Here is a 21,697-nt window from a genome sequence, read left to right on the forward strand (position 1 = left end):
GCATAGCCATCCAAACCAAGGCGAAGGGCGGGTCGAGGGGCGTGTTATCTGACGAAGGGGATGACTAAATCGTGATTTCATGACTCAGCTCCAAGAAAGCTTTCGACAGCGAGCGTCGCGATTGCCGTCAATCGATGACGACATCAACCAACGACGACATCGAAGTCTCTCGATTGAAACCGCGAGGACATGCGTTGCGTAAAAGTACTTAACGCAAGGGTCAATCCTTTCATCGCGTGAAAGAAGACAACGATGGCGTTGGTGGCGTGCATTGTTCTCCCTTCATCGAAATCCAGTGCAGCCGCAGCGAAAATTACGAACAACGTGCGTTTTCCCTTCACAGGTCTTTTAGGCATGTGAGCGCACGCTAGCTCGCCAAGCGAAGACGCATGTGGCGAGCGTGTTGGTGTGTTCATTCAAGGGCTGACGGTGTCGGAACCCGGCTCTTGAATGTTCCCAACGTGGTTCTCGATCGTCGATCTTGCGCCCTCGATAGGGATCGAAACCATATAAAGCCCCAGCCAAGGGGTTCCGGGAGAGTCATCGATCACCCTGGCAGATCGCCAGTAGGGGGACGGGATGGCCGCGGCAGCATTTGATCTCAGTGGGCTCAATGAATCCGCCTGGCGGAGCTTCGTTCCAGGTGCGTGGCAGGAGCGGGTCAACGTCCGCGAATTCATCCAGCGCAATTACACGCCATACGAGGGTGACGCCAGCTTCCTGAGCGGCGCGACCGACCGTACGCGGGGCATGTGGGAAACACTGCAGCCCTTGCTCGCGCAAGAGCGCGAAAAAGGCATCCTCGATGTGTCGCAGGTGCCGTCAGGCATCCTGGCGCACGATGCGGGATATATCGACAAGGACAACGAGATCATTGTCGGCCTGCAGACGGACGCGCCGCTCAAGCGAGCCATCATGCCGTTCGGTGGGTGGCGCGTGGTGGCTGCCAGTCTTGAATCCTATGGGCACACCCCGGATCCGGCGGTGGGCGAGATCTTCACCAAGTATCGAAAGACACACAACGATGGCGTCTTCGATGCCTATACATCGGACATCAGGAAGGCGCGCTCTTCCGGTGTCGTGACAGGACTTCCGGACGCTTATGGCCGGGGGCGCATCATCGGCGACTATCGCCGGGTGGCACTCTATGGTGTCGACTTCCTGATTACGGACAAGCAGCGCGAGAAGCGCGAGCTGGACGATCGCCACTCCACCGAAGAGGTGATTCGTCTGCGCGAGGAGCTGGCCGAGCAGATCCGCTCGTTGAAAGAGCTGAAGGAAATGGCCACTCGTTATGGCTATGACATTTCCGGGCCTGCCGCCAACGCAAGGGAAGCGGTCCAGTGGACCTATTTCGGCTATCTGGCGGCCATCAAGCAGCAGAATGGCGCAGCGATGTCGGCGGGTCGCCTTTCGACGTTCCTGGATATCTACTTCGAACGCGATCTTCGCGAGGGAACGCTTACCGAGTCGCAAGCGCAGGAGATCATCGACGACCTGGTGATCAAGTGGCGCATCGTGCGTTTCCTGCGAGCCCCGGAGTACAACCAGTTGTTCTCGGGCGACCCGGTGTGGGTTACCGAAGTGCTCGGCGGTAACGGCGAAGACGGCCGAACGCTGGTCACCAAGACCGCGTTCCGCATGCTCAATACGCTCTATAACCTTGGTCCGGCGCCTGAGCCCAATCTCACGGTGTTCTGGTCGCCGCGCCTGCCGGACGGCTTCAAGCGCTTTGCCATCAAGGCATCCATCGACACCAGTTCGATCCAGTACGAATCGGACGATCTGATGCGGCCCAAGTGGGGCGACGACTGCGCCATTGCCTGCTGTGTCTCCGCCATGCGCGTGGGCAAGCAGATGCAGTTCTTCGGCGCGCGCGTGAACCTGCCAAAGACCATGCTCTACGCACTCAATGGCGGCCGTGACGAGGTGACCGGTGATCAGGTCGGTCCCAATCTTGCCCCCATCACCGGGGATGTCCTCAAGTACGAAGAGGTCATGGAACGGCTGGATCCCATGATGGACTGGCTGGCCAAGACCTATGTGAATGCGCTCAACATCATTCACTACATGCACGACAAGTATGCGTACGAGTCGATCGAAATGGCGCTGCATGATCGCGACGTACTGCGCACGCTGGCGTGCGGCATTGCGGGGCTATCCCATGCCGCCGACAGCCTGTCGGCCATCAAGTACGCAAAGGTGACGGCGATAAGGGACGAGCGCGGTCTCATCACGGATTTCAAGATTGACGGCACGTTCCCGTGCTTTGGCAATAACGACGATCGCGTGGACAACATCGCGAAGATGCTTGTCTCGATGATGATGAACAAGATCCGCATGTTCCCGAGCTATCGCGGGTCAACCCATACGCAGTCCGTGCTCACCATCACGTCCAACGTCGTCTATGGCAAGGCGACGGGAAATACGCCGGATGGAAGGAAAATGGGTGAGCCATTCGCACCCGGCGCAAATCCGGCCAATGGAAAGGATACGCATGGCGCGCTGGCCGCCCTGATGTCGGTCGCCAAGATACCTTACGACGATGCCGAGGATGGCATCTCGCTGACCCTGTCCGTGGTGCCGTCGGCGCTCGGCCAGGAGGAGGACCGCATCACCCGCGGCGTCGATGCACTGGATGCGTATTTCTCCAGTGGTGGCTTCCACGTCAACATCAATGTGTTGAACCGGGAAACGCTGAAGGACGCGATGGAGCATCCGGAGAAGTACCCGCAGCTGACGGTCAGGGTGTCTGGCTACGCGGTGAATTTCGTGAGGCTCACGCGGGAGCAGCAGATGGACGTCATCAGTCGCACGTTCCATGGCTCCATGTAGGTGGAAGCCATGAGCGAGCCACGGGTCGGCAGCCGCTACGAGCTCAATGTCGACAGCGAGGGAGCGAAAGAATCGGCCGTCGCGCACGACTACTTTTCGGTGCATCCAGGCGATGTCGAGGACATTCCGGACCAGGATGACCTCGTCGGCTACGTGCATTCCTACGAGGTGGGAAGCACGGTCGATGGGCCGGGCATCCGCTTCGTGGCGTTTCTCACTGGCTGCCTGCTCAGGTGCCAGTACTGTCACAACCCCGATACCTGGCATAAGCGCAACGGCTACCCCGTGACGGTATCGCGCGCCATGAGCGAGATTTCCAAGTACGCCCATGTGCTCAAGGCATGCCGCGGCGGCATCACGCTTTCGGGAGGCGAGCCCATGGTCCAGCGCCCCTTCGTGCTGCGCATCTTCCGGCGTTGCAAGGAACTGGGACTGCATACCTGCATGGATACGGCGGGGCGACTGGGTGATCGCTTCACCGATCAGGACCTGATGGACATCGACCTGCACCTGCTCGACATCAAGTCCGGTGACCCCGACATCTATGAGAAGGTCACGCGGCAGCCGCTGCAGCCGACGCTCGATTACGCCTATCGGCTTTCGGCGCTGGGTCGGCCGATGTGGATCCGCTTCGTACTCGTGCCGGGGCTTACGGACGGATATGACAACGTCGAGAGAGTCGCGGATATTTGCGCGAGCCTGAGCTCCGTCGAGCGTGTCGAAGTGTTGCGCTTCCACCAGATGGGAAGTGACAAGTGGGAATCGCTGGGTCTTGATTACACGCTGAAAGATTGCGAGGCGCCGGACGTCGCGTTGTCGGAGCGCGTACGGGGACAGTTTCGCAGTAGGGGATTGACGGTCTACTGACGCCATAAGGAGAAGGACCGTGGATGTCATCAAGACGCTGCTCGAGCAGCAACCGATGATGGCGCTGTTCCTCACCATCGCCATCGGCTATCTCGTTGGCGAGATCAATATCAAGGGCTTCTCGCTGGGCGTGGGCGCCGTGCTCTTTGTCGCGCTCGCCATGGGCTGGTTCGCGCCGAAGGCCGTGCCTTCTCCCATGGTCGGCACGCTGGGCCTGGCACTCTTCCTGTATACGGTGGGCGTCCAGTACGGCAAGCAGTTCTTCATCGGCCTCACGAGCGCATCGGGGCGGCGAGCCAACCTGATGGCGCTGATCGGCGTGGCGCTCTCCGGTGTGGTCAGTCTGCTTTTCACCAAGTTCATCGATCTGAAACTGGGTTATTCACTCGGTTTGTTCGCCGGCTCAGGCACCAGCACGCCGACCTTGCAGGCCGCCATTGCCACCATGGGCAATGACGATCCCGCGGTGGGCTATTCGGTTTCGTACCCGTTTGGCGTTGCCGGCCCCATCCTGTTCCTGTATTTCGCGTTCATGATGCTCAAGCCCAAGGTCCAGCCGACGACGGCGGCGGGGCTCCAGTTTGTCGAGATCGCGGTGCGCAATGCGGCGGCCCTGGGCAGGACCGTCAGCGAAATCGCCAGCAAGCTTCCTGCGGATGTACAGATCGTTGCGCTGCGCACGGCGCACCGCAGTCGCCCTGCGTCACCTGAACTGGTCGTGGTGGAGAACGATGTCGTCTTCGTGGTGGGCCCGAGTCTCGAAGGTCTGCAGCAGGCCAGCAGTTACCTGGGCGAAGTGGCACCGGGCCAGATACTGGGAGACCGCAGCCATATCGACTATGTGCGCATCTTCGCGTCGCGTCCCGCCGTGGTGGGACGCACGCTCAGCGAGCTGACCCTGCCAGGGCAGGAAGCCAATATCGTTGTGCAGGTTCGACGTGGCGATGCGGATATCACCCCGCGCCCCGATCTCGTGCTCGAGTTTGGCGATCGCGTTGGCGTGCTGGCGAATCGAGCCGACTTCGGCTTGCTGCGCAAATTCTTCGGCGACTCCATCAAGGGGACGGCCGAATTCAGCTACATCTCCATCGGCATCGGCATGGCGCTTGGCTTCCTTCTCGGCGCCATCCAGTTCCCGTTGCCTGGTGTCGGCAAGCTGGCCATCGGCTTGTGCGGCGTACTAATCGTGGCGCTGGTGCTTGGCCGGTTCCGTCGCACGGTAGGCATCAACTGGACCATTCCGCTGTCGGCGAGCCTGGTGCTGCGCAACCTCGGCCTCACCCTGTTTCTCGCGCAGGTTGGCATGTCGTCCGGACCTAAATTCGCGGCCACCGTGACGGAAACTGGCCTGGAAATGCTCGGCCTGGGTGCCGTCGTGCTGATCGTGCTCGTGCTGCCCATCCTCATTCTCGGGCTCTGGGTCTACAAGATGCCGTACGACGAGGTGGCCGGCATTGTCGCCGGCGCCTGCGGCAACCCGGCCATCCTCGCTTATGCAAACAAGCTCACGCCCACCGATCGCCCGGATCTCGGCTACGCCATGATCTTTCCCGGCATGACGATCGTGAAGATTCTCTTCGTCAACATCATTCCCGCGTTCTTCTCGTGACAGCCGAGACGAGTGCGTAGTGCGTGCATGCCAGGCCGGGGCATCGTCCCGGCCTTATGCCGCCGCCAGAAGATTCCTCGTATGCCGGGCAATCATCAACTCTTCGTTGGTGGGAATGGCCCAGACCGAGACGCTGCTTGATGGTGAACTGATGCGCGGGCCGCCCGACCGGTTGGCGTCCGCATCGAGGGTAATGCCCAACCATCGTGCGTGTTCGCAGGCGCGCTGGCGAATGTCGGGGGAGTTTTCCCCGATGCCTGCGGTGAACACGAACGCATCAATGCCGCCACTGGCCGCCGCCAGGGAGCCGAGTTCGCGCCCGATGCGATAGGCGAACAGATCGATGGCGAAGGCGGCGCGCGCATCGGTACTGCCAAGCAAGCTGCGCATGTCGCTCGACAGGCCGGAGACGCCCAGCAATCCCGACTGCTTGTACACGAGGTTCTCGATCGCCTTGGCGTCCATCTTGAGCTCGTTCAGCAGATAGAGGATGACACCTGGGTCGAGATTTCCGCAACGCGTTCCCATCGGCAGTCCGTCGACCGCCGTGAAACCCATGGTGCTCGCTGCGCTGCGGCCGTTGACCATTGCGCACATGCTGCTGCCATTGCCAAGGTGCGCCACCACCGTGCGGCCTTCGGCGGCTTTCCGGTCGAAGTCGGGCAGGACGCTGGCGATGTATTCGTAGGAGAGGCCGTGGAATCCGTATCTGCGTACGCCCTGATCGGTGATGGATGCGGGGAGGGCGAACGCCTGGGCCACCTCGGCCTGCGTGCGATGAAAGGCGGTGTCGAAGCAGGCGACCTGTGGCAGATCGGGACGGATCTTCGTGACGATGTCGACCGCCTTGAGGTTGTGCGGCTGGTGCAGTGGGGCGAGTGGTGTCAGCTTCTGGAGTGCCGCCATGACACGGCTGTCGATGAGGGTCGCACGACTGAAATGCATGCCGCCGTGGACGATGCGATGGCCCACGGCTACCAGCCGGTGATCTCCGCGTTGCGACCGCAGCAGGGCCACCAGATACGCGATGGCCTCTTCATGGCCAAAGCCTGCGTCGCTCCAGGTCTTCGATTCGATCTCGGTACCTGCATCGTTCTTGGCGATCGACTTGGGCGACGTGTACAGGCCCTCGACCTGGCCGCGCAGGATCAGCGGCAGATCGGCGTGACCGCCGTCGAACGCACTGAACTTGATGCTGGACGATCCAGCATTGAGGACGAGCACGACATCGGCCATGGTGTCACCCCAGGATCTTTGCGCCTTCGCGGCGGGCGGCGGCGACCATGCTCGCGATGGCGCAGGACGCCAGCCGGCTCATGACCGAGTCGGCACGGCTGGTCAGGATGATGGGTACACGTGCACCGAGCACGATGCCCGCGGCATCGGCCCCGGCAAGAAAAGTGAGGCTCTTGGCCAGCATGTTGCCGGCTTCCAGGTCAGGCACCAGCAGGATGTTCGCGCGGCCGGCCACCGGCGAGTCGATCTTCTTGATCTTCGCCGCCTCGAGATTGATCGCGTTGTCGAGTGCGAGTGGACCATCGACCACCGCACCGGTGATCTGGTGGCGATCGACCATCTTGCACAAGGCGGCGGCCTCCACGGTGGAAGGCACTTTGGGATTCACGGTTTCCATGGCGGAGAGAATGGCCGCACGCACCTCGGGAGCCTTCAGGGCATGGGCGAGGTCGATCGCGTTCTGCAGGATGTCCACTTTTTCCTCGAGCGTCGGCGCAATGTTCACGGCCGCGTCGGTGATGATCAGGGCGTCCTCATGGCCTGGTACGTCCATCACGAAGCAATGGCTGACGCGCCGTGCTGTGCGCAGGCCGGTTTCGCGCTTTACCACGGCGCCCATCAACTCGTCGGTGTGCAGGCTTCCCTTCATCAGCGCTTCGGCCTTGCCTTCGCGCACCAGCGCAACCGCTGTCGCCGCGGAGGCCGTGCTGTGCGGCGCATCGACCAAGGGCACGCCGGTCAAGTCGACACCACTCTCGGAGGCGACGGCCTTGATGCGCTCCAGGGGGCCGACCAGGATGGGAGCGATCAAGCCGAGCTTGGCCGCTTCCATGGCTCCCGTGAGTGAGGATGCGTCGCAGGGGTGCGCCACGGCCGTTGGCGTGGGTGGCATGGCTTGGCAGCGATCAATGAGGCGCTGGTACTTCGCGTGGCTTGCATCCATGGGGATGACCTCGTGGCCTGACGCATGGTGTACAGCTGGACGATTCAAGGGGCCTGCGGCCCGGCAAGCTTCCGCCTTGTGCCGTGAAGTCCGCGCAAATCGATTTGGACTTCCGTATGGTGATTACAAATCCAGGACGACCGATCGCAGCGAGTAGTCGCCCGGGTAGGGCGCGTCCCTGAAGCCGAGCCGGGTAGCCAACGCGCGCATGCCCGTATTCGTCGATAGCACGGTGCCCTCCATGCGTCGCACATGCCGGTCGCGCGCTATGTCGATCAGGCAGCCCATAAGCTGCCGCGCCATGCCGCGGCCGCACCAGTCATCGGCTACCGTGACCGCAAATTCGCAGGTCTCGCCCGTGACGTCGGTGATGTAGCGAGCGCCGCCGACCATGGTTTCCTCCGGGCCGTCTCCACTCAGGGCGACCAGTGCCACCACGTGCCCATGAGGTCCTGGCGCCCTGGGTTGAAGGATGTCCGCGGGCACGGAGCGCACCACCGTAAAGAAGCGCGAGTAGCGGGCTTCCTTGCAGAGCCGGTCAAAGGCGTCATCCAGCATCGCCTTGTCTTCGGGTTGTATCGAACGCACGACGACGCTCCGGCCATCCCGCAAGGTCAGTGTCTGCGGAGGAGCGCGATCGTTGAGATCGTCGTGCGACATTCCCGCCTCGGTGAGTGCCTGATGAGGCCTGAGGGCATGAACTCGGTTTTCGACAGGCCGTCGTGGCGGCAGCAGCGGTCCAGAGACACCAGAGCTTGCACAATCCGGAGCCGCTGGCGCGACCGTATTTCTACTGATCGACGACGCGTAGTTTTACCCGGTGGTTGGAGCAGCCGGAAGCAACTTCCTTGAAGGCGAAAGCGGAGGACCACCGACGCATCCTTCCCGCAGCATCGCGATGCTCCGGGCTCTCCCATGCCGGACTACGAACGGCCTACTTCGCCAGCGGCATCTTCGACGCGACGTCGTCTGGATGGCGTGGGCCGGCTCAGACCATGAACCGCAAGAGCGAGCAGCACCAAGGCCGCGCCCAGTCCTGCAACGGGCTCCCAACCTCCCTGCTGCCAGGCGATCACGGCACCCGATGAGCCCATCGCGCCTCCGACAAACATGCCGCCCATGAAGATCGTATTGACCCGGCTGCGAGCTTCCGGTCGCAAGGCATAGATCACGTGCTGATTGCAGATCAGAGCCATCTGTTCGCCGAGATCGAGCAGGATGACGCCCGCAACCAATCCGGGCACGCTGGCCCACACAGCGAACACCAGCCACGACAGCAACATCACGGCGGCACCGATGCCTATGATCAGGTGGGCTCCCCTGCGATCCGCCACCTTGCCTGCCAGGGGCGCCGCCAGCACGCCAACCGCACCGATGATGCCAAAGGCACCCGCCACCTCGGCACCGAGCTTGAAGTGCGCTTCCAGCCTAAGGGCCAGGATGCTCCAGAACGCGATGAACGATCCGAACAGCAATGCCTGGATGACCGTGGCCCGTAACAGCGTGGGTTCGTCCAGGATGAGGGTGCCCAGCGAGCGCATGAGCCTGCCGTAGCTTTCGGTGGTATGGGGTGCGTGCCCGGGCAGCGTTGCCCAGAGCAGGCCTGCCGTCCCGGCCGACAGCAACGCGCCACACCAGAACGTGGCGCGCCATCCGTATTGCTGCCCGATATACCCGCCCAGGGCGCGGCTGAAAAGAATGCCGCACAGCAATCCAGCCATGACCGTGCCGACGACGCTCCCGCGCTGTTTGGGATCGGCGAGTTCTGCCGCAAACGGCACGATCTGCTGTGCAACGGAAGCGGCGATGCCAACCAGCGTCGAGGCCGCGACCAGTACCAGTGCATCAGGCGACAAAGCAAGAATGACGAGCGACAGCGTCAGACAGAGCGTCTGCGCAATGATCAGCGGCCGACGCGCGATCCGGTCACCCAACGGCACGAGACAGACCAGGCCGATGGCGTATCCGAGTTGGGTTGCCGTGGGCACCCAGTCGACGATGGCGGCCTGGTGGTCAAACGCGGTCTGCAGCAATCCCAGCAGCGGCTGGTTGTAATAGATGTTTGCCACGCAGGCCCCGCAGGATGCCGCCATCACCCACGTCAGGGCCCGCCCGATCGAAGGGGACGAAGTCGATCCAGGTGAATTCACCGTGCGGAGCGGGCCCGGCGGCTCCAAGGAAGCGTTCTGTTCGCTCATGCCGCACCTCGGAAAGAGATGACTGGAAGAGGAGAGATCACCAGGCTGGCGGTTTGCCGTGGAACGCTTCCATAGCTCCATGCCACCCCGCTCGTGTAGGTTCGAGGTGGCATGGCGGCATGCGAACGGGAAGCGGCAAGGGATTCATCGCCATCCACGTTCGCGCGAAACGATCCTGGCTAGGGTTTGACGAACTTCAGCGTCATGCGGTCGGATTCGCCGATCGCCTTCATCTTCTCGTGCTCTTCTTCTGGCCCGGAAAGATCGGGCGGCAGGCGATGGACATTGATGTCCTCGGGATCGTTGGGATTGGCATTGATCTGCGAGACCCCGGCGAGGCGGAAGCCGGTCTTCAGTCCCAACCCGATCATGTAGTCCTCGGAGATGCGATGGAGTGCGCCGGCAGTGACGTGTGGGTCGCCGAATGGCTTGGCGCGATGTTCCTCGATGCCGAGCACGCCGCCGGGCTTGAGCACGGCGAAGGCGGACTTGAACACGGCGTCCAGCGTATCGGGGCTGTCAATCAGCCAGTCATGCGCATTGCGGAAGGTGAGCACCATGTCCGCTGAATCGGGTGGGCCCAGATCCACCTGTTTGGGCGGCGCGAACGGAATGATCTTGGTGATGCGGCCGTAAGTGGCCGGGTCGGCCTTCAGCTTGGCCATGAACTTGTCGCCCTTGGGCGAGGCGGCCTCCACCAGATGTCCGTGCGGTGCGAGGTAGGGCGCGAGTATCTCGGTGTACCAGCCGCCACCCGGCGACAATTCGATCACGGTCATGTCGGGCCGCAGGCCGAAGAACTCGAGTGTTTCGACCGGGTGCCGGTAGACGTTGCGTGCCTTGTTGGCATCGGAACGCCAACTGCCATTGGCGGCATCCTGCAGGGTCACTTCACCCGAAGGTGGCGTGGCAGCGTGGGCGACGGTCACGCCCAGCAACGCGATGGAAAGCAGGGCAAGCAGCTTGCAGGTGCGGTGGAACATGGTTCAACCCTCCTGGCGTGGAATCCCAAGCGTACGCCGAAACGTCCGGTTCGGCATGAAGACGCCATGCATTCATGCATCGCTGGCGGCTGGCCGGGCGCAAGGATTCATGGGTGCAACGCAGTACACGATGGCACGGCGGAGGCTGCATTCAGCGCGGCTTCTTACGGCGTGATGCCGGCAGTATCCAGTACGCACCATTCCGGCAAGGGCGGCTCGTCCGCGTGGGAAGCATCTCCGGTGATCACATCTGCCGGCGTCCGCCCGGCAAGCCACATCGCGGCGGCCTGGACATCGGCTTCGCTCATGCGATTGGCCACCACGCTCATGCAGTAGGGGCGGTCGGCGGCGCGCGAGTGGGATCGCCATTGCACCATCTGCGCGCGCAGGTATTCGTAGGAGAGACCGGTGAGGCCGGGGATCTGCGGTGCGCGCCCCGTCAGCCGGCTTCCGTGGCAGCTGGCGCAGGAAGGGACGCCACGACTCGTATCGCCCAGCAGCACCACCTGTTCGCCCCTGCGCATCACGTCATCCGTGGGAGCAGACGATGTTCTGGGGCGATAGGTCATGCTCTGGCCGGCAAAGTACTCGGCGATCTCCCTGGCGTAAGCGGGTGTCAGTGGTTGGGTGATGTATTCCATCGCGTCGTTCTTGCGCTGGCCGCTCTGGAAGTACTTCAGCTGCAGCATCAGGTAGTCGGCCGGTTGGCCCGCGAGCCGAGGGGCCGCATTGGCGTCCGGGCCGCCCAGGCCCTTGTCGCCATGACAGGACGTGCAGGCGACGACGCGTTGCTCGATGGTGTCGGGGATGGCTGCTCGCGCGATTTCCGCCAGCTGCGCGGCATGGGCGGACAGCACGCATGCGCCGTAGATGGCCGCACTCGTCATCGCACGAAACGGAAGTGCGCGAACCCACCGACGAAACGGAGATGAGTGATTCATGGCGTGCCAGGCGCTTGGGTCGCGGTGCCGGCAGTGCGCCGGCGCCGCAGGGGTCTATTGTGCTCCCCGCAGGCGCGGGAAGCTCGGAGAAAACGCAAAACGGCTGGCGATGTTGCGCCAGCCGTTCTGCGTGGGGGAGGCAGCCTCAGGCCTCGGAGCGGGCGGCCTTCGTGGCGATCGCCGGAGCCGGCGCCTTGTTGCGGGCCAGCAGTTTCCAGGCGAAGGCGGCGAGGCAAGCAATGCCCATGGAGAAGACCACGTCGCCGGGAACGCGCAGCCACACCATCGCCTGCATGAAGGCCGAGTGGACCACTTCAGGCGAACGTGCGTACCACAGGCCGTACTCGACGCTGGTCCAGGCCTGGTAGATGCCTGCCGGCACCAGCGAGATGAAGACCATCATCGCGAGGCCGATGTTGAGCAGCCAGAACATCGACTTCAGCATCGAGTCTGACCAGTTCGCACGCGGCGCCAGGCCACGCAGGCAGAACAGCATCAGGCCGATGCCGAGCATGCCGTACACACCGAACAATGCTGCGTGACCGTGTGCCGGGGTCAGGTTGAGGCCCTGCACGTAGTACAGCGAGATCGGCGGGTTGATGGCAAAGCCGAGCAGGCCCGCGCCGACGGTGTTCCAGAAGCCCACGGCGATGAAGCAGAGGATGATCCACTTGTAGTTGGCCACCCAGGGCGCGGCCTTGCTGCGCTGGTAGTTGCGGTAGCCCTCGAAGCCGATCATGGCCAGCGGCACCACTTCCAGCGCGGAGAACATCGCACCCACGGCAATGACCGAGGTCGGCGTGCCGGTGAAGTACAGGTGGTGCAGCGTGCCCAGGATGCCGCCGAACAGGAACACGATGGTCTCGAGCACGATGGCGGCGTTGGCGGTCGAGGCGCGGATCAGGCCCAGGCGGGAGAAGATCAGCGCGATGACGGCGGTGGCGAACACTTCGAAGAAGCCTTCCACCCACAGGTGGACCAGCCACCAGCGCCAGTATTCGATCATCGAATAGTGGGTGTGCTGACCCCACATGAGCGACGTGGCGTAGAACAGGCCGATGCAGGTGGCGGCGATGAACACCATCGCGATGAGCCCACGGCTTTCGGAGGGACGCATCAGTGCCGGCCACAGGGCACGGCCCATCAGCAGCAGCCAGAACATCAGGCCGACGAACAGCAGGATCTGCCAGATGCGGCCCATGCTGGTGTATTCCAGACCCTGGTTGCCGATCCAGAAGCCGTAGTCGAAGCCCAGCTTCTGCATGGTGCCGAGCCAGCCGCAGACCAGCGAGCCGACGACGACCACCACCAGCGCCACCAGCAACGCGTTGACGCCCAGCTTCTGATATTTCGGTTCCGTACCCGACAACGCAGGTCCGATGTACAGGCCGGTGGCAAGCCACGCGGTGGCGATCCACAGCACGGCCAGTTGCGTATGGATCGTGCGGCTGGCCACGAACGGCAGGACGGTCGCGAGGGGGATGCCGAAGAAGCTGTTGCCTTCGACGGAGTAGTGGGCCGTGATGACGCCCATGATCACCTGCAAGGCCATCAGCCCGATCACCACGTAGAAGTACTTCATCGTGGCGCGCATCGACGGTGTCGGGGTCAGGTTGAACAGCGGATCCGACTTGGGAGCAACCGGGTCGCCTTCCTCGTGGTTCGCAGCGTGGAACCACACCATGGCCGCGATGGCGGCGATCAGGCCGATGAAGCTGGCGATCGACCACATGCCGTTGGCGGCAGTCGGCACGTTGTCGATCAGCGGCTCATGCGGCCAGTTGCTGGTATAGGACAGGTGCGTCTCGCCGGGGCGGTCGGTAGCGGCAGCCCACGACGACCAGAAGAAGAATGCCGGCAGCGCGGTCAGGTCCTGCTTGTCCGGCAGCGAGCCCGGCATCATGGCGTACTGTTCGCGCAGCTTATCCAGCGCGGGGTCGGTGCCGAACAGTGACATGTAGTGGTCGGCGACCTGCTGGATCACTTCTGCGCGGTCGGAGTCGATGGTGAGGGTACCGGTGGCGGCGTCATACGTATTGCCGCGCATGGTGGACTTCATCAGCGCGTCAGCCGAGCCTTTGCCGGCGGCATCGAGATTCGCGTAGGGACGCCCGTAGTGCGTCTGCGCCACGAGATCGCGGTAGGCCACGGCTTCGCGGTGCAGCCAGTCGGCCGACCAGTCGGGAGCGACGTAGCTGCCATGTCCCCATACGGTGCCCAGCTGCTGGCCACCGGCTTGCAGCCATGCTTCCTGGCCGCGCTGGATCTGCTCGCCCGTGAAGATCACCCGGCCGTCGGTGGTGACCACCTGCTTCGGGATGGGCGGGGCGGCCAGATAGATCTCATGCCCCAGCCACCCTAAGACAGCGAAGGACGCGAGAAACATGATGGCGAGCCAGCGCCATAGTTTCCGTGTTGATTGCATCAGTGTGCTCCGGTAAGCGGGGCGCATGGCTCCGCATGAAAAGGCATACGCATAGGACTTGGGGCTAAACATACATCCGATATGCATGTTTAGCCTTGAGCTGCGTCAATGCGCCCGGGGCGTGGGATGGAGGCGGGGGACGCGGCGGATCAGGCGATATGAAGCAGGTTGGCCAGCGGCCTTGGCTTCACGATCAGGTCGGCGAGGGTATAGCGGTCAAGCGTCGCATACATCGCCTCCATGGCCTCGGCGAGGATGCCCTTGAGCCGGCAGGAGGGAGTGATGCGACAATTGCGATTACCGGGTTCGAAACACTCCACCAGCGGGGTGGAACACTCGCTGGCGCGTACCAGCTCACCGATGCTGATATCGGCGGCCGCATGGGCGAGCCGCATGCCGCCGCCCTTGCCGCGCACGGTTTCGATGTAGCCCTGGCGCGCCAGCCAGTTCACCACCTTCATCAGGTGGTTGTCCGATACGCCATAGGCGGCCGCGATATCCGCGCGCGTCGCCAGCTCCTCGGTGTTCAGGCCGAGGTACATCAGGGTGCGCAGGCAGTAGTCGGTGAACGTGTTCAGGCGCATGGCATGGACTCTAAACATGTATGTGCAATGCGCATTATAGGCGGATCGTCGCAGGCGCCACCACGAAGTGCCCAGCGCTCACGCCAGGGCTGCGCCCCGCCCATGTCAGGGTGGGGCGCGTCATCGCTACTTGCGAATGAACTCGAGCAGGTCGGCGTTGATCACCTCGGCGTGGGTGGTCAGGGCGCCGTGCGGGTACTCGGGGTAGATCTTGAGCGTGGCGTTCTTGAGCATCTCGGCCGAGCGCACGCCAGAGTCCTTGTAGGGAACCACCTGGTCATCGTCGCCGTGCATGATCAAGGCGGGCTTGTCGATCTTCTTCAGATCGTCGGTGAAGTCCGTTTCGGAGAAGGCCTTGATGCAGTCGTAATGGGCTTTGGATCCGCCCATCATGCCCTGGCGCCACCAGTTCCAGATGGTGCCCTGCGACACCTTGGCACCAGGACGGTTGAAGCCGTAGAACGGCCCGGTCGGGATGTCCAGGTAGAACTGGGCACGGTTGGCGAGCAGCGCCTTGCGGAACTCGTCGAATACTTCGATGGGCGTGCCGTCCGGATTGTTCCTGGACTTGACCATCACGGGTGGCACGGCGCTGATCAGCACGATCTTCGCCGTCCGCTTCATGCCGTACTGCGCCACGTAGTGAACCACCTCGCCGCCGCCGGTGGAGTGACCCACATGGATCGCGTCGTGCAGATCCAGCGCTTCGGTGAGCGCGGCAAGGTCCGCCGCGTAATGATCCATGTCGTTGCCGTCGTCGGTCTGGGTGGAGCGACCGTGGCCTCGGCGGTCATGGGCGATCACACGGTAGCCCTGCGCGAGGAAGAAGTTCATCTGCGCGTCCCAGTCGTCGGACGACAGCGGCCATCCATGGCTGAAGACGATGGGCTGGCCCTTGCCCCAATCCTTGTAGAAGATCTCGACGCCATCTTTGGTGGTGATGTGGTTGCTTCCCATGGAGTGACCTGCACGAGTTGGAGTGGGCTGGGTGACGGGCGCCACGGTGGCGACTCGTCGTCGGACTAAGCGCAAGGTGGAACAGCAAGACAACAAGCGCGCACCGGCCGATGTGCGCTTGTCTCGGCGCACATCGGGGTGGTGTCGCGTGGATGGGATGACGTGGCGAAATGGCTACGCCAAGATCGGCGTCGAGACGGATCTGTCATGCCATCGGCAGCGATGCGCTACGACGTACGGCCGTCCAGGACCGACCTCGCCGGATGCTGCCTTTCGAACGGTGAAGTGAGCGTCAAGCACGAATCGCGTGGACACACGCACGGGCGGATGTCCACGGCTCATGGAGCGCGCTCAGTCCTCCTTGACCACGTAGGTATAGAACCGCACCTTGTCGCCCTCGGGCACCTGGTAGACACCCTGCACCTCATAGGAGAACCCCGGGAATCGATTGCAGCTTTCCTCGAAGGCGAGGAAGTAGTCGATCATCGGCTGGGCGTGGTCGTCGTAGCGCTCGCCCGGCACCACGATGCCGATGCCGGGCGGATAGATCAGTGCGAGCGTTGCCGCTACCCGTCCCTGCACCTGATCCATCGGCACAAAGTCGACGCGGCCGCTGACCAGGGCTTCGTTGGCGTCGCGTCCGGACATGGCCTGCTCCGGAAACGACTCGTAGCGGAAGCTGAGCCGCTGCAGTTCCTTGACGTTCTTGGAAGCGTAGAAGTCGTGCATCTCCTGCGCGATCTGGCGTACGGTGTAGCCGCGATAGCGCGCCTCGTACTTGCGGTAGAGGTTGGGCAGCACCTGGTCGAGCGGACTGTCCTCGTCGTAGTGGTCGCGGAAACGCTCCAGCGCCGCCAGCAGCATCGCCATCTTTCCTTCGCCGACCGCGGGCGTCATCAGGAACAGGATGCTGTTGAGATCGTTCTTCTCGGGGATGACATGGTTCTCGCGCAGGTAATTGGCGACGATCGTGGCGGGTATGCCGGTGCTGGCATAGGCGCCCGTCCGTGGATCGATGCCGGGCGTGGTGAGCATGAGCTTGGTCGGATCCACCATCGCGGCGTCCGGCCCGAGGTGCCGGTAGCCATGCCACTTCTCGTTCGGATCGAGCTGCCAGAACTGTTGTTCGCTGGCCAGGGCGTCGGTGGGCACGTCCTCCCACTTGATGCGCTCGCCCTGGTATTTCACGGTGTCCGGCACGAACGGGTTGAGGAAACCTGAAAAGCGCTTGCGTATCGCCTTCCGCGCTTCGATGCCCAGTCGCACCATGTCGTCCCACAGCACGCGTCCGGCCTTGTCGGCGTGCATCTGTGCGTTGACGTCCAGGCTTGAGAACAGCGGATAGAACGGCGAGGTGGATGCCTGCAGCATGAACATCTCGTTGAACCGCTTATGGTTCAAACGGAACGGCTGCTGGCGGATGTGTGCATCACGCACGTGGATCTGCGAAGCCTGCGAAAAGCCGGCCAGCTGCTTGTGCGTGGACTGCGTGGCGATGATGCCCGGGTCCTTGTCGGTGAGCGACAGGCTCATGCCGAAGTGGTCCTTCATCAGCGGATGGAAGGCGCCGAAGCCGGCCCATGCCTCGTCGAAATGGATGTACTCGCACAGGTGACCGATCTTCTCCAGCACCTTCTTCGCGTTGTACACGGTGCCGTCATAGGTGCACTGCTCGATGATGGCAACGCGGATCGGGCGCTCGCGCTTCCATGCGTCGGTGCCCTTGAGGCGTGGATGGTTCTTGATCTTCTCGCGGATCGAGGCCTCGTCGAAGGCTGACCAATCGATCGGACCTACCATGCCGAAGCCGTTGCGGTCTGCCTCGAGATAGACGGGTATCGCGCCCGCGAAGACCAGCGCGCCGTGGTGGTTGGATTTGTGGTTGTTGCGGTCGAACAGCACGATGTCCCGGCTGGTCAGCAGGGCCGTGTTGACCACCTTGTTGGAGGCCGAAGTGCCATTGAGCACGAAATAGGTGCGGTCAGCCTGGAACACGCGCGCGGCGGCCTGCTGCGCGGCCAGCGCAGGACCTTCGTGGATCAGCAGGTCGCCCAGCGACACCATTGCGTTGCAGATGTCGTCGCGGAACACGTTCTCGCCCATGTGCTCGTAGAACAGGCGGCCTGCGGGGTGGCGCATGAACATCTGCCCGCCCTGGTGGCCGGGGCAGGCCCAGGTGCGGTTGGCGTCAAAGTCGTACTGCATCAGCGTGCCGAAGAACGGCGTGAGAAGGCTGGACACGTATTGCTCCACCGAAGCCACCAGGCGCTTCTCGTAGAAGTCGCGGCTTTCCAGGTCGGCAATCACGATGCCGTCCAGTGATTTCAGGAACGTATCGGAGAGCGTCTCGTCGTGGCGATCGCTGATCATGAAGATGGGCATGCGCAGGCCACGTTCGTCGCGCACGGCAATCGTCGCTGGCGCGAGTGCGCGGGACACCACGATCGCCCCCAGGTCCGCGCCGGATCGGATCGCTTCCTCGATGCCGGACGGCGGAACCACCACGACCCGGAAATGCAGGTCCTGCTCGATGATGCTGGCGACTTCCTCGCTGCGTTCACCGGCCACGAGGATGCGGAAATAGTGGATGAAGGGGATGCTCATCGTTACCACTCCCATGAGAGGGCGGCATGCGCCGATGTTGGCCGGTGGCGATCAGGATCCCCTGGTGACTCGAAGGGGCGTCCTAGCCCGGGCAGTGCCGGCGATTCTGGGCGCGATGGCGTGAATCGGCTGCGAAAGCCGGCCTGTCACATGGGTGACACGCATGGGCGTCAAGCGTTGATGAGCGGCACGTCCTGCGGTGAGGCGAACTGGTGAAGGATACCGCCGAGGCTGCGCAGGTCCTGGCTGTTGTGGTGGGCGACGCGGTGCAGTGGTGCGGCAGAGCCACCGCGCAGGAAGCCGAGCCACGCGGCAGGGGCTTCCGAGCCGGGCAGGTCGTCTTCACGCACCACATGCAGCAGCTGGCGCTCCGCCGTGGCGAGACGGCAGTTTTCCCAGGCGCCGCGCCACCGCCGCCGCACGGGATGCAGCAGGTCGATATGCATCAGGCCGTCGAGTGGGCTGGCGCGGCGTTGCAGGCGAAAGCGTGTTTTGAGCAGGGGCGCGTCGTAAGACTTGCCGTTGTAGCTGACGAGCACGCTGTCGGGCCTCAGCCACGAGGCGAAGCAGTCGAGCATGGCCGCTTCGCCGGCGAGCGTAGTGATCAGCAACTGGCGTTCGCGGAACTGGCCTTCGTGCCAGTCGGCCATGCCGATCATGAAGGCACGCGTGCCGGTGCCACCGGCGAGACCGGTGGTTTCGGTATCGAACAGCACGAGCCGTTCGGGCTCGATCCATGCATCAAGCTTGGCGAACTGCGCATGGAACAGCGGAGGTGCGGGCGGCCACGCAACGATCGCCTCGCATAGCTGCAGGCCGGGCGCGATGGTGCGTCCCGGTAGCGTCGCTGGCGCCGCCATGACTTTGCGCGGCGCGGCTGCTGTATGTCGCCGCACGCCGAGCAGGGCACGAATGTTGTCGGGCAATGGTTCGGAACGCCTCATCGGCACGGGCTCGGGCACGGCGAGCACCGACACGCCAGCCTGTCGGCGCAGCCCTCGCAGTTTGTCAGCGAGCGCGCTCACAGGGCCACGATCAGGTCGAGCACGCGCGTGGCGAGTGATTTGAGCGAGCGTTCCTGCTGTTCGTCCGCGGCCAGCACCGGGCCGACGCAGGCCGGGCAGCCGGCATGGCAATCGCAGCGGTGCACCAGTTCGCGGGCCAGGCGTACGAGGTCTTCGCGTCGCTCATACAGGGGCGCACTGAGGCCCACACCGCCGGGGAACGCGTCGTACAGGTATAGCGTGGGCACGAACGGGCCCTGCAGCACGGCTTCGTCTTCGCCGAAGCCGGCGCGCATCTGCGCGCGGCCGTTGGCGTCAGGCGTGGCGAACCACGCACCGTCGCCGCTGCCCACGGCTTTCTGCAGGTCACGCGCCTCGGCCATCACGGCGACGGTGGCGACGATATGCAGCGCGTGCGCCGCGGCCAGGAAACCATCAAGCGCTTCCTGGCGATGATCGAAGGCCTGTTCCAGCACACGCTGCGGCAGTTGCCACCACACGGCGGTGGTGTGCAGCTCCAGGTCGGGCAGGTTCACCGGGCCGTAGCCGATGTTCTCGTGGGTGTAGTAGCGGATCTTCTTGTAGCCGGCGACGCGTCGCGCCACATGCACTTCGCCGTGATGCGCGCTGCCACGCCCCGCCGGCGAGCCGTCGAATGCTTCCAGCACCTTGAGCTTGGTGTAGTCGATCGCGTCGGTGTAGTAATCGACCTGCGTGCGCGTGACGTAGGCCTTGCGGCCGGTCCAGTCCAGCTTCTCGACCTGATAGGGCACTGACTGGATCATGTGGATCGCACCCTCGTACAGCGTGAGCGAGGCGGCGCTGAAATCTACTTCCGCCACGATGGTCTGCCGGCCTTCGGTGCGATCGACCACCACGAAGTTGCCATCTGCGACCGAGCGCAGCGACACCGCGTTGGCCGGATAGCTGTCGGCGATCCATTCGAAACGTTCGCCTTCCTGATGCAGCACGCCTTCCTCGCCCAGCACCTGCAGCCACGGTGTGGCGTCCTGCGGGCCATACAGTTCGCCGTTGCGAAACGGCAGTTCAAAAGCGGCGCAGCGGATGTGGTCGAGCAGGATCAGCGGCTGATCGGGCGCGATGCGCGCATGTTCCGGCGGTGCACCCTGGAAGAATTCGGGATGGCGCACGAGGTACTGATCCAGCGGATCGCTGCTGGCGACCAGCACGCCCAGCGACGCCTGCTGGCGACGACCCGCGCGACCGAAGCGCTGCCATGTGGCGGCGACGCTGCCGGGATAGCCGTTGAGCACCACCACATCCAGCGCGCCGATATCGACACCGAGTTCCAGCGCCGACGTGCTGACGATGCCGTCCACCTGTCCCGCACGCATCTCGCGCTCGGCGGCGCGGCGCTCGGTCGGCAGGTAGCCGCCGCGATAGGCGCGGATGCGCGGCGGCTTGCGCGGGTCGCTGTCGAACACGTCCTTCAGGTATTTGGTGAGCACTTCCACCATCAGACGCGACTGCGCGAAGACCAGGGTCTTCAATCCGGCACGGATCGCTGTGCGCGCGATGCGGTTGGATTGCGAACGCGCCGAGGCACGCAGGCCAAGGTCCGGGTTCACCACCGGTGGGTTCCACAGCAGCACGTGCTTCTCGCCCACCGGTGCGCCGCTTTCGGTGATGGCGGTGACCGGTTGTTCGATCAGCGCACTGGCGTGTTCGGCGGGGTTGCCGATGGTGGCCGAGCACAGAATGAATTGCGGCGACACGCCATAGAACGCGCATATGCGTTGCAGGCGGCGCAGCACGTTGGCGACGTGCGAGCCGAACACGCCACGATAGGTATGCACTTCGTCGATCACCACATAGCGCAGGTTCTCGAAGAACTGAGCCCACTTGGTGTGATGCGGCAGGATCGCCTGGTGCAGCATGTCCGGATTGCTCACCACGATGTCGCCATGCAGGCGGATCGCCTGTCGCGCATCGCCGGGTGTGTCGCCGTCGAAGGTGAAGGCCTTCACGCCCAGTCCGCCGGCCTGGTTGAGCTCCAGCAGCTCGGCCACCTGGTCCTGCGCCAGCGCCTTGGTGGGAAACAGGAACAGCGCCTTGGCGCGCTGGCGGATCGCCGCGCTGATCACCGGCAGCGTGTAGCACAGCGACTTGCCCGACGCGGTGGGCGTGGCGATCACCACGTGCTTGCCGGCCGCGGTGGCATCCCAGGCCTGCGCCTGGTGATCGTAGAGCTGCTCGATGCCACGGGAGCGCAGCGCCTGCGCCAGCGCGGGCGGCATGTCGCCGGGCAGCGGTGCGAAACGACCCTCGCGCGCGGGCTGCACGAACGAGCCGGTGATGCGGTCGCCGTAGCGTTTGGTCAGCCGGCTCGCCAACTGGTCGCCCCCGAGCACGGGCGCAGCCAGCGCGCCGTCCTGGCGTACCGCGCGCCGGGCGAAGGGATTGGGCAGGGCATTCATCGGCGCATTCCGTCCGGCAGGGGAGTGCATTGCAGCGTCGGACCGTCTCAGTTCGTGAGATTGGGAGAGCCTT

General features: G+C 63.6%; 15 protein-coding genes. 3 read left to right on the top strand and 12 right to left on the bottom strand.

Going from position 1 to position 21,697, the window contains the following annotated elements; genetic code table 11:
• The first annotated feature begins 579 nt into the window (after positions 1-579).
• From pflB to EPB08_RS01430, 3 genes are read left to right on the top strand one after another with little or no spacing between them, the layout of a single operon-like run.
• Positions 580-2,835 (top strand): formate C-acetyltransferase, encoded by a 2,256-nt coding sequence (gene pflB / locus EPB08_RS01420; protein ID WP_130617277.1) that lies wholly within the window; start codon positions 580-582, stop codon positions 2,833-2,835.
• 9 nt (positions 2,836-2,844) lie between these two features.
• Complete coding sequence (pflA, locus tag EPB08_RS01425) at positions 2,845-3,702, top strand: pyruvate formate-lyase-activating protein (protein WP_130617278.1); 858 nt, start codon at positions 2,845-2,847, stop codon at positions 3,700-3,702.
• A gap of 19 nt (positions 3,703-3,721) precedes the next feature.
• Positions 3,722-5,311, top strand: coding sequence for an aspartate:alanine exchanger family transporter (locus EPB08_RS01430; RefSeq protein WP_130617279.1), 1,590 nt, complete (start codon positions 3,722-3,724; stop codon positions 5,309-5,311).
• Positions 5,312-5,365: 54 nt separating this feature from the next.
• Here EPB08_RS01430 and EPB08_RS01435 read toward each other — a convergent pair whose 3' ends face one another.
• The 12 genes from EPB08_RS01435 to EPB08_RS01490 form a co-directional block, all read right to left on the bottom strand.
• A complete protein-coding gene (locus EPB08_RS01435; protein ID WP_130617280.1) occupies positions 5,366-6,547 on the bottom strand; it encodes an acetate/propionate family kinase in 1,182 nt (393 codons plus the stop codon).
• A gap of 4 nt (positions 6,548-6,551) precedes the next feature.
• The gene (locus tag EPB08_RS01440) at positions 6,552-7,490 is read right to left on the bottom strand and encodes a phosphate acetyltransferase (protein ID WP_130617281.1); all 939 of its coding nucleotides are present in this window, start codon (positions 7,488-7,490) and stop codon (positions 6,552-6,554) included.
• Positions 7,491-7,613: 123 nt separating this feature from the next.
• Positions 7,614-8,150, bottom strand: coding sequence for a GNAT family N-acetyltransferase (locus EPB08_RS01445; protein ID WP_130617282.1), 537 nt, complete (start codon positions 8,148-8,150; stop codon positions 7,614-7,616).
• 263 nt (positions 8,151-8,413) lie between these two features.
• The gene (locus EPB08_RS01450; protein ID WP_130617283.1) at positions 8,414-9,688 is read right to left on the bottom strand and encodes an MFS transporter; all 1,275 of its coding nucleotides are present in this window, start codon (positions 9,686-9,688) and stop codon (positions 8,414-8,416) included.
• 179 nt (positions 9,689-9,867) lie between these two features.
• Positions 9,868-10,671: a class I SAM-dependent methyltransferase gene (locus EPB08_RS01455; protein ID WP_130617284.1), complete on the bottom strand. Its 804-nt coding sequence runs from the start codon at positions 10,669-10,671 to the stop codon at positions 9,868-9,870.
• A gap of 164 nt (positions 10,672-10,835) precedes the next feature.
• Complete coding sequence (locus EPB08_RS01460) at positions 10,836-11,558, bottom strand: c-type cytochrome (RefSeq protein ID WP_130617285.1); 723 nt, start codon at positions 11,556-11,558, stop codon at positions 10,836-10,838.
• 199 nt (positions 11,559-11,757) lie between these two features.
• A complete protein-coding gene (locus EPB08_RS01465) occupies positions 11,758-13,998 on the bottom strand; it encodes a nitric-oxide reductase large subunit (protein ID WP_205746253.1) in 2,241 nt (746 codons plus the stop codon).
• A gap of 188 nt (positions 13,999-14,186) precedes the next feature.
• Positions 14,187-14,621, bottom strand: coding sequence for an RrF2 family transcriptional regulator (locus EPB08_RS01470; RefSeq protein ID WP_130617287.1), 435 nt, complete (start codon positions 14,619-14,621; stop codon positions 14,187-14,189).
• A 126-nt stretch (positions 14,622-14,747) separates the two neighbouring features.
• Positions 14,748-15,578, bottom strand: a complete 831-nt coding sequence (locus EPB08_RS01475) for an alpha/beta fold hydrolase (RefSeq protein WP_130617288.1) — start codon at positions 15,576-15,578, stop codon at positions 14,748-14,750.
• Between the two features lie 351 nt (positions 15,579-15,929).
• The gene (gene speC / locus EPB08_RS01480; protein WP_130617289.1) at positions 15,930-18,182 is read right to left on the bottom strand and encodes an ornithine decarboxylase; all 2,253 of its coding nucleotides are present in this window, start codon (positions 18,180-18,182) and stop codon (positions 15,930-15,932) included.
• A gap of 170 nt (positions 18,183-18,352) precedes the next feature.
• The gene (locus tag EPB08_RS01485) at positions 18,353-19,207 is read right to left on the bottom strand and encodes a ribonuclease H-like domain-containing protein (RefSeq protein ID WP_130617290.1); all 855 of its coding nucleotides are present in this window, start codon (positions 19,205-19,207) and stop codon (positions 18,353-18,355) included.
• A complete protein-coding gene (locus tag EPB08_RS01490) occupies positions 19,204-21,624 on the bottom strand; it encodes a DEAD/DEAH box helicase (RefSeq protein ID WP_130617291.1) in 2,421 nt (806 codons plus the stop codon). The genes EPB08_RS01485 and EPB08_RS01490 overlap by 4 nt, the downstream gene beginning before the upstream one ends.
• Positions 21,625-21,697 lie beyond the last annotated feature (73 nt).

This window comes from Dyella amyloliquefaciens (genome assembly GCF_004296575.1).
GTDB classification, from domain to species: Bacteria; Pseudomonadota; Gammaproteobacteria; order Xanthomonadales; family Rhodanobacteraceae; genus Dyella; species Dyella amyloliquefaciens.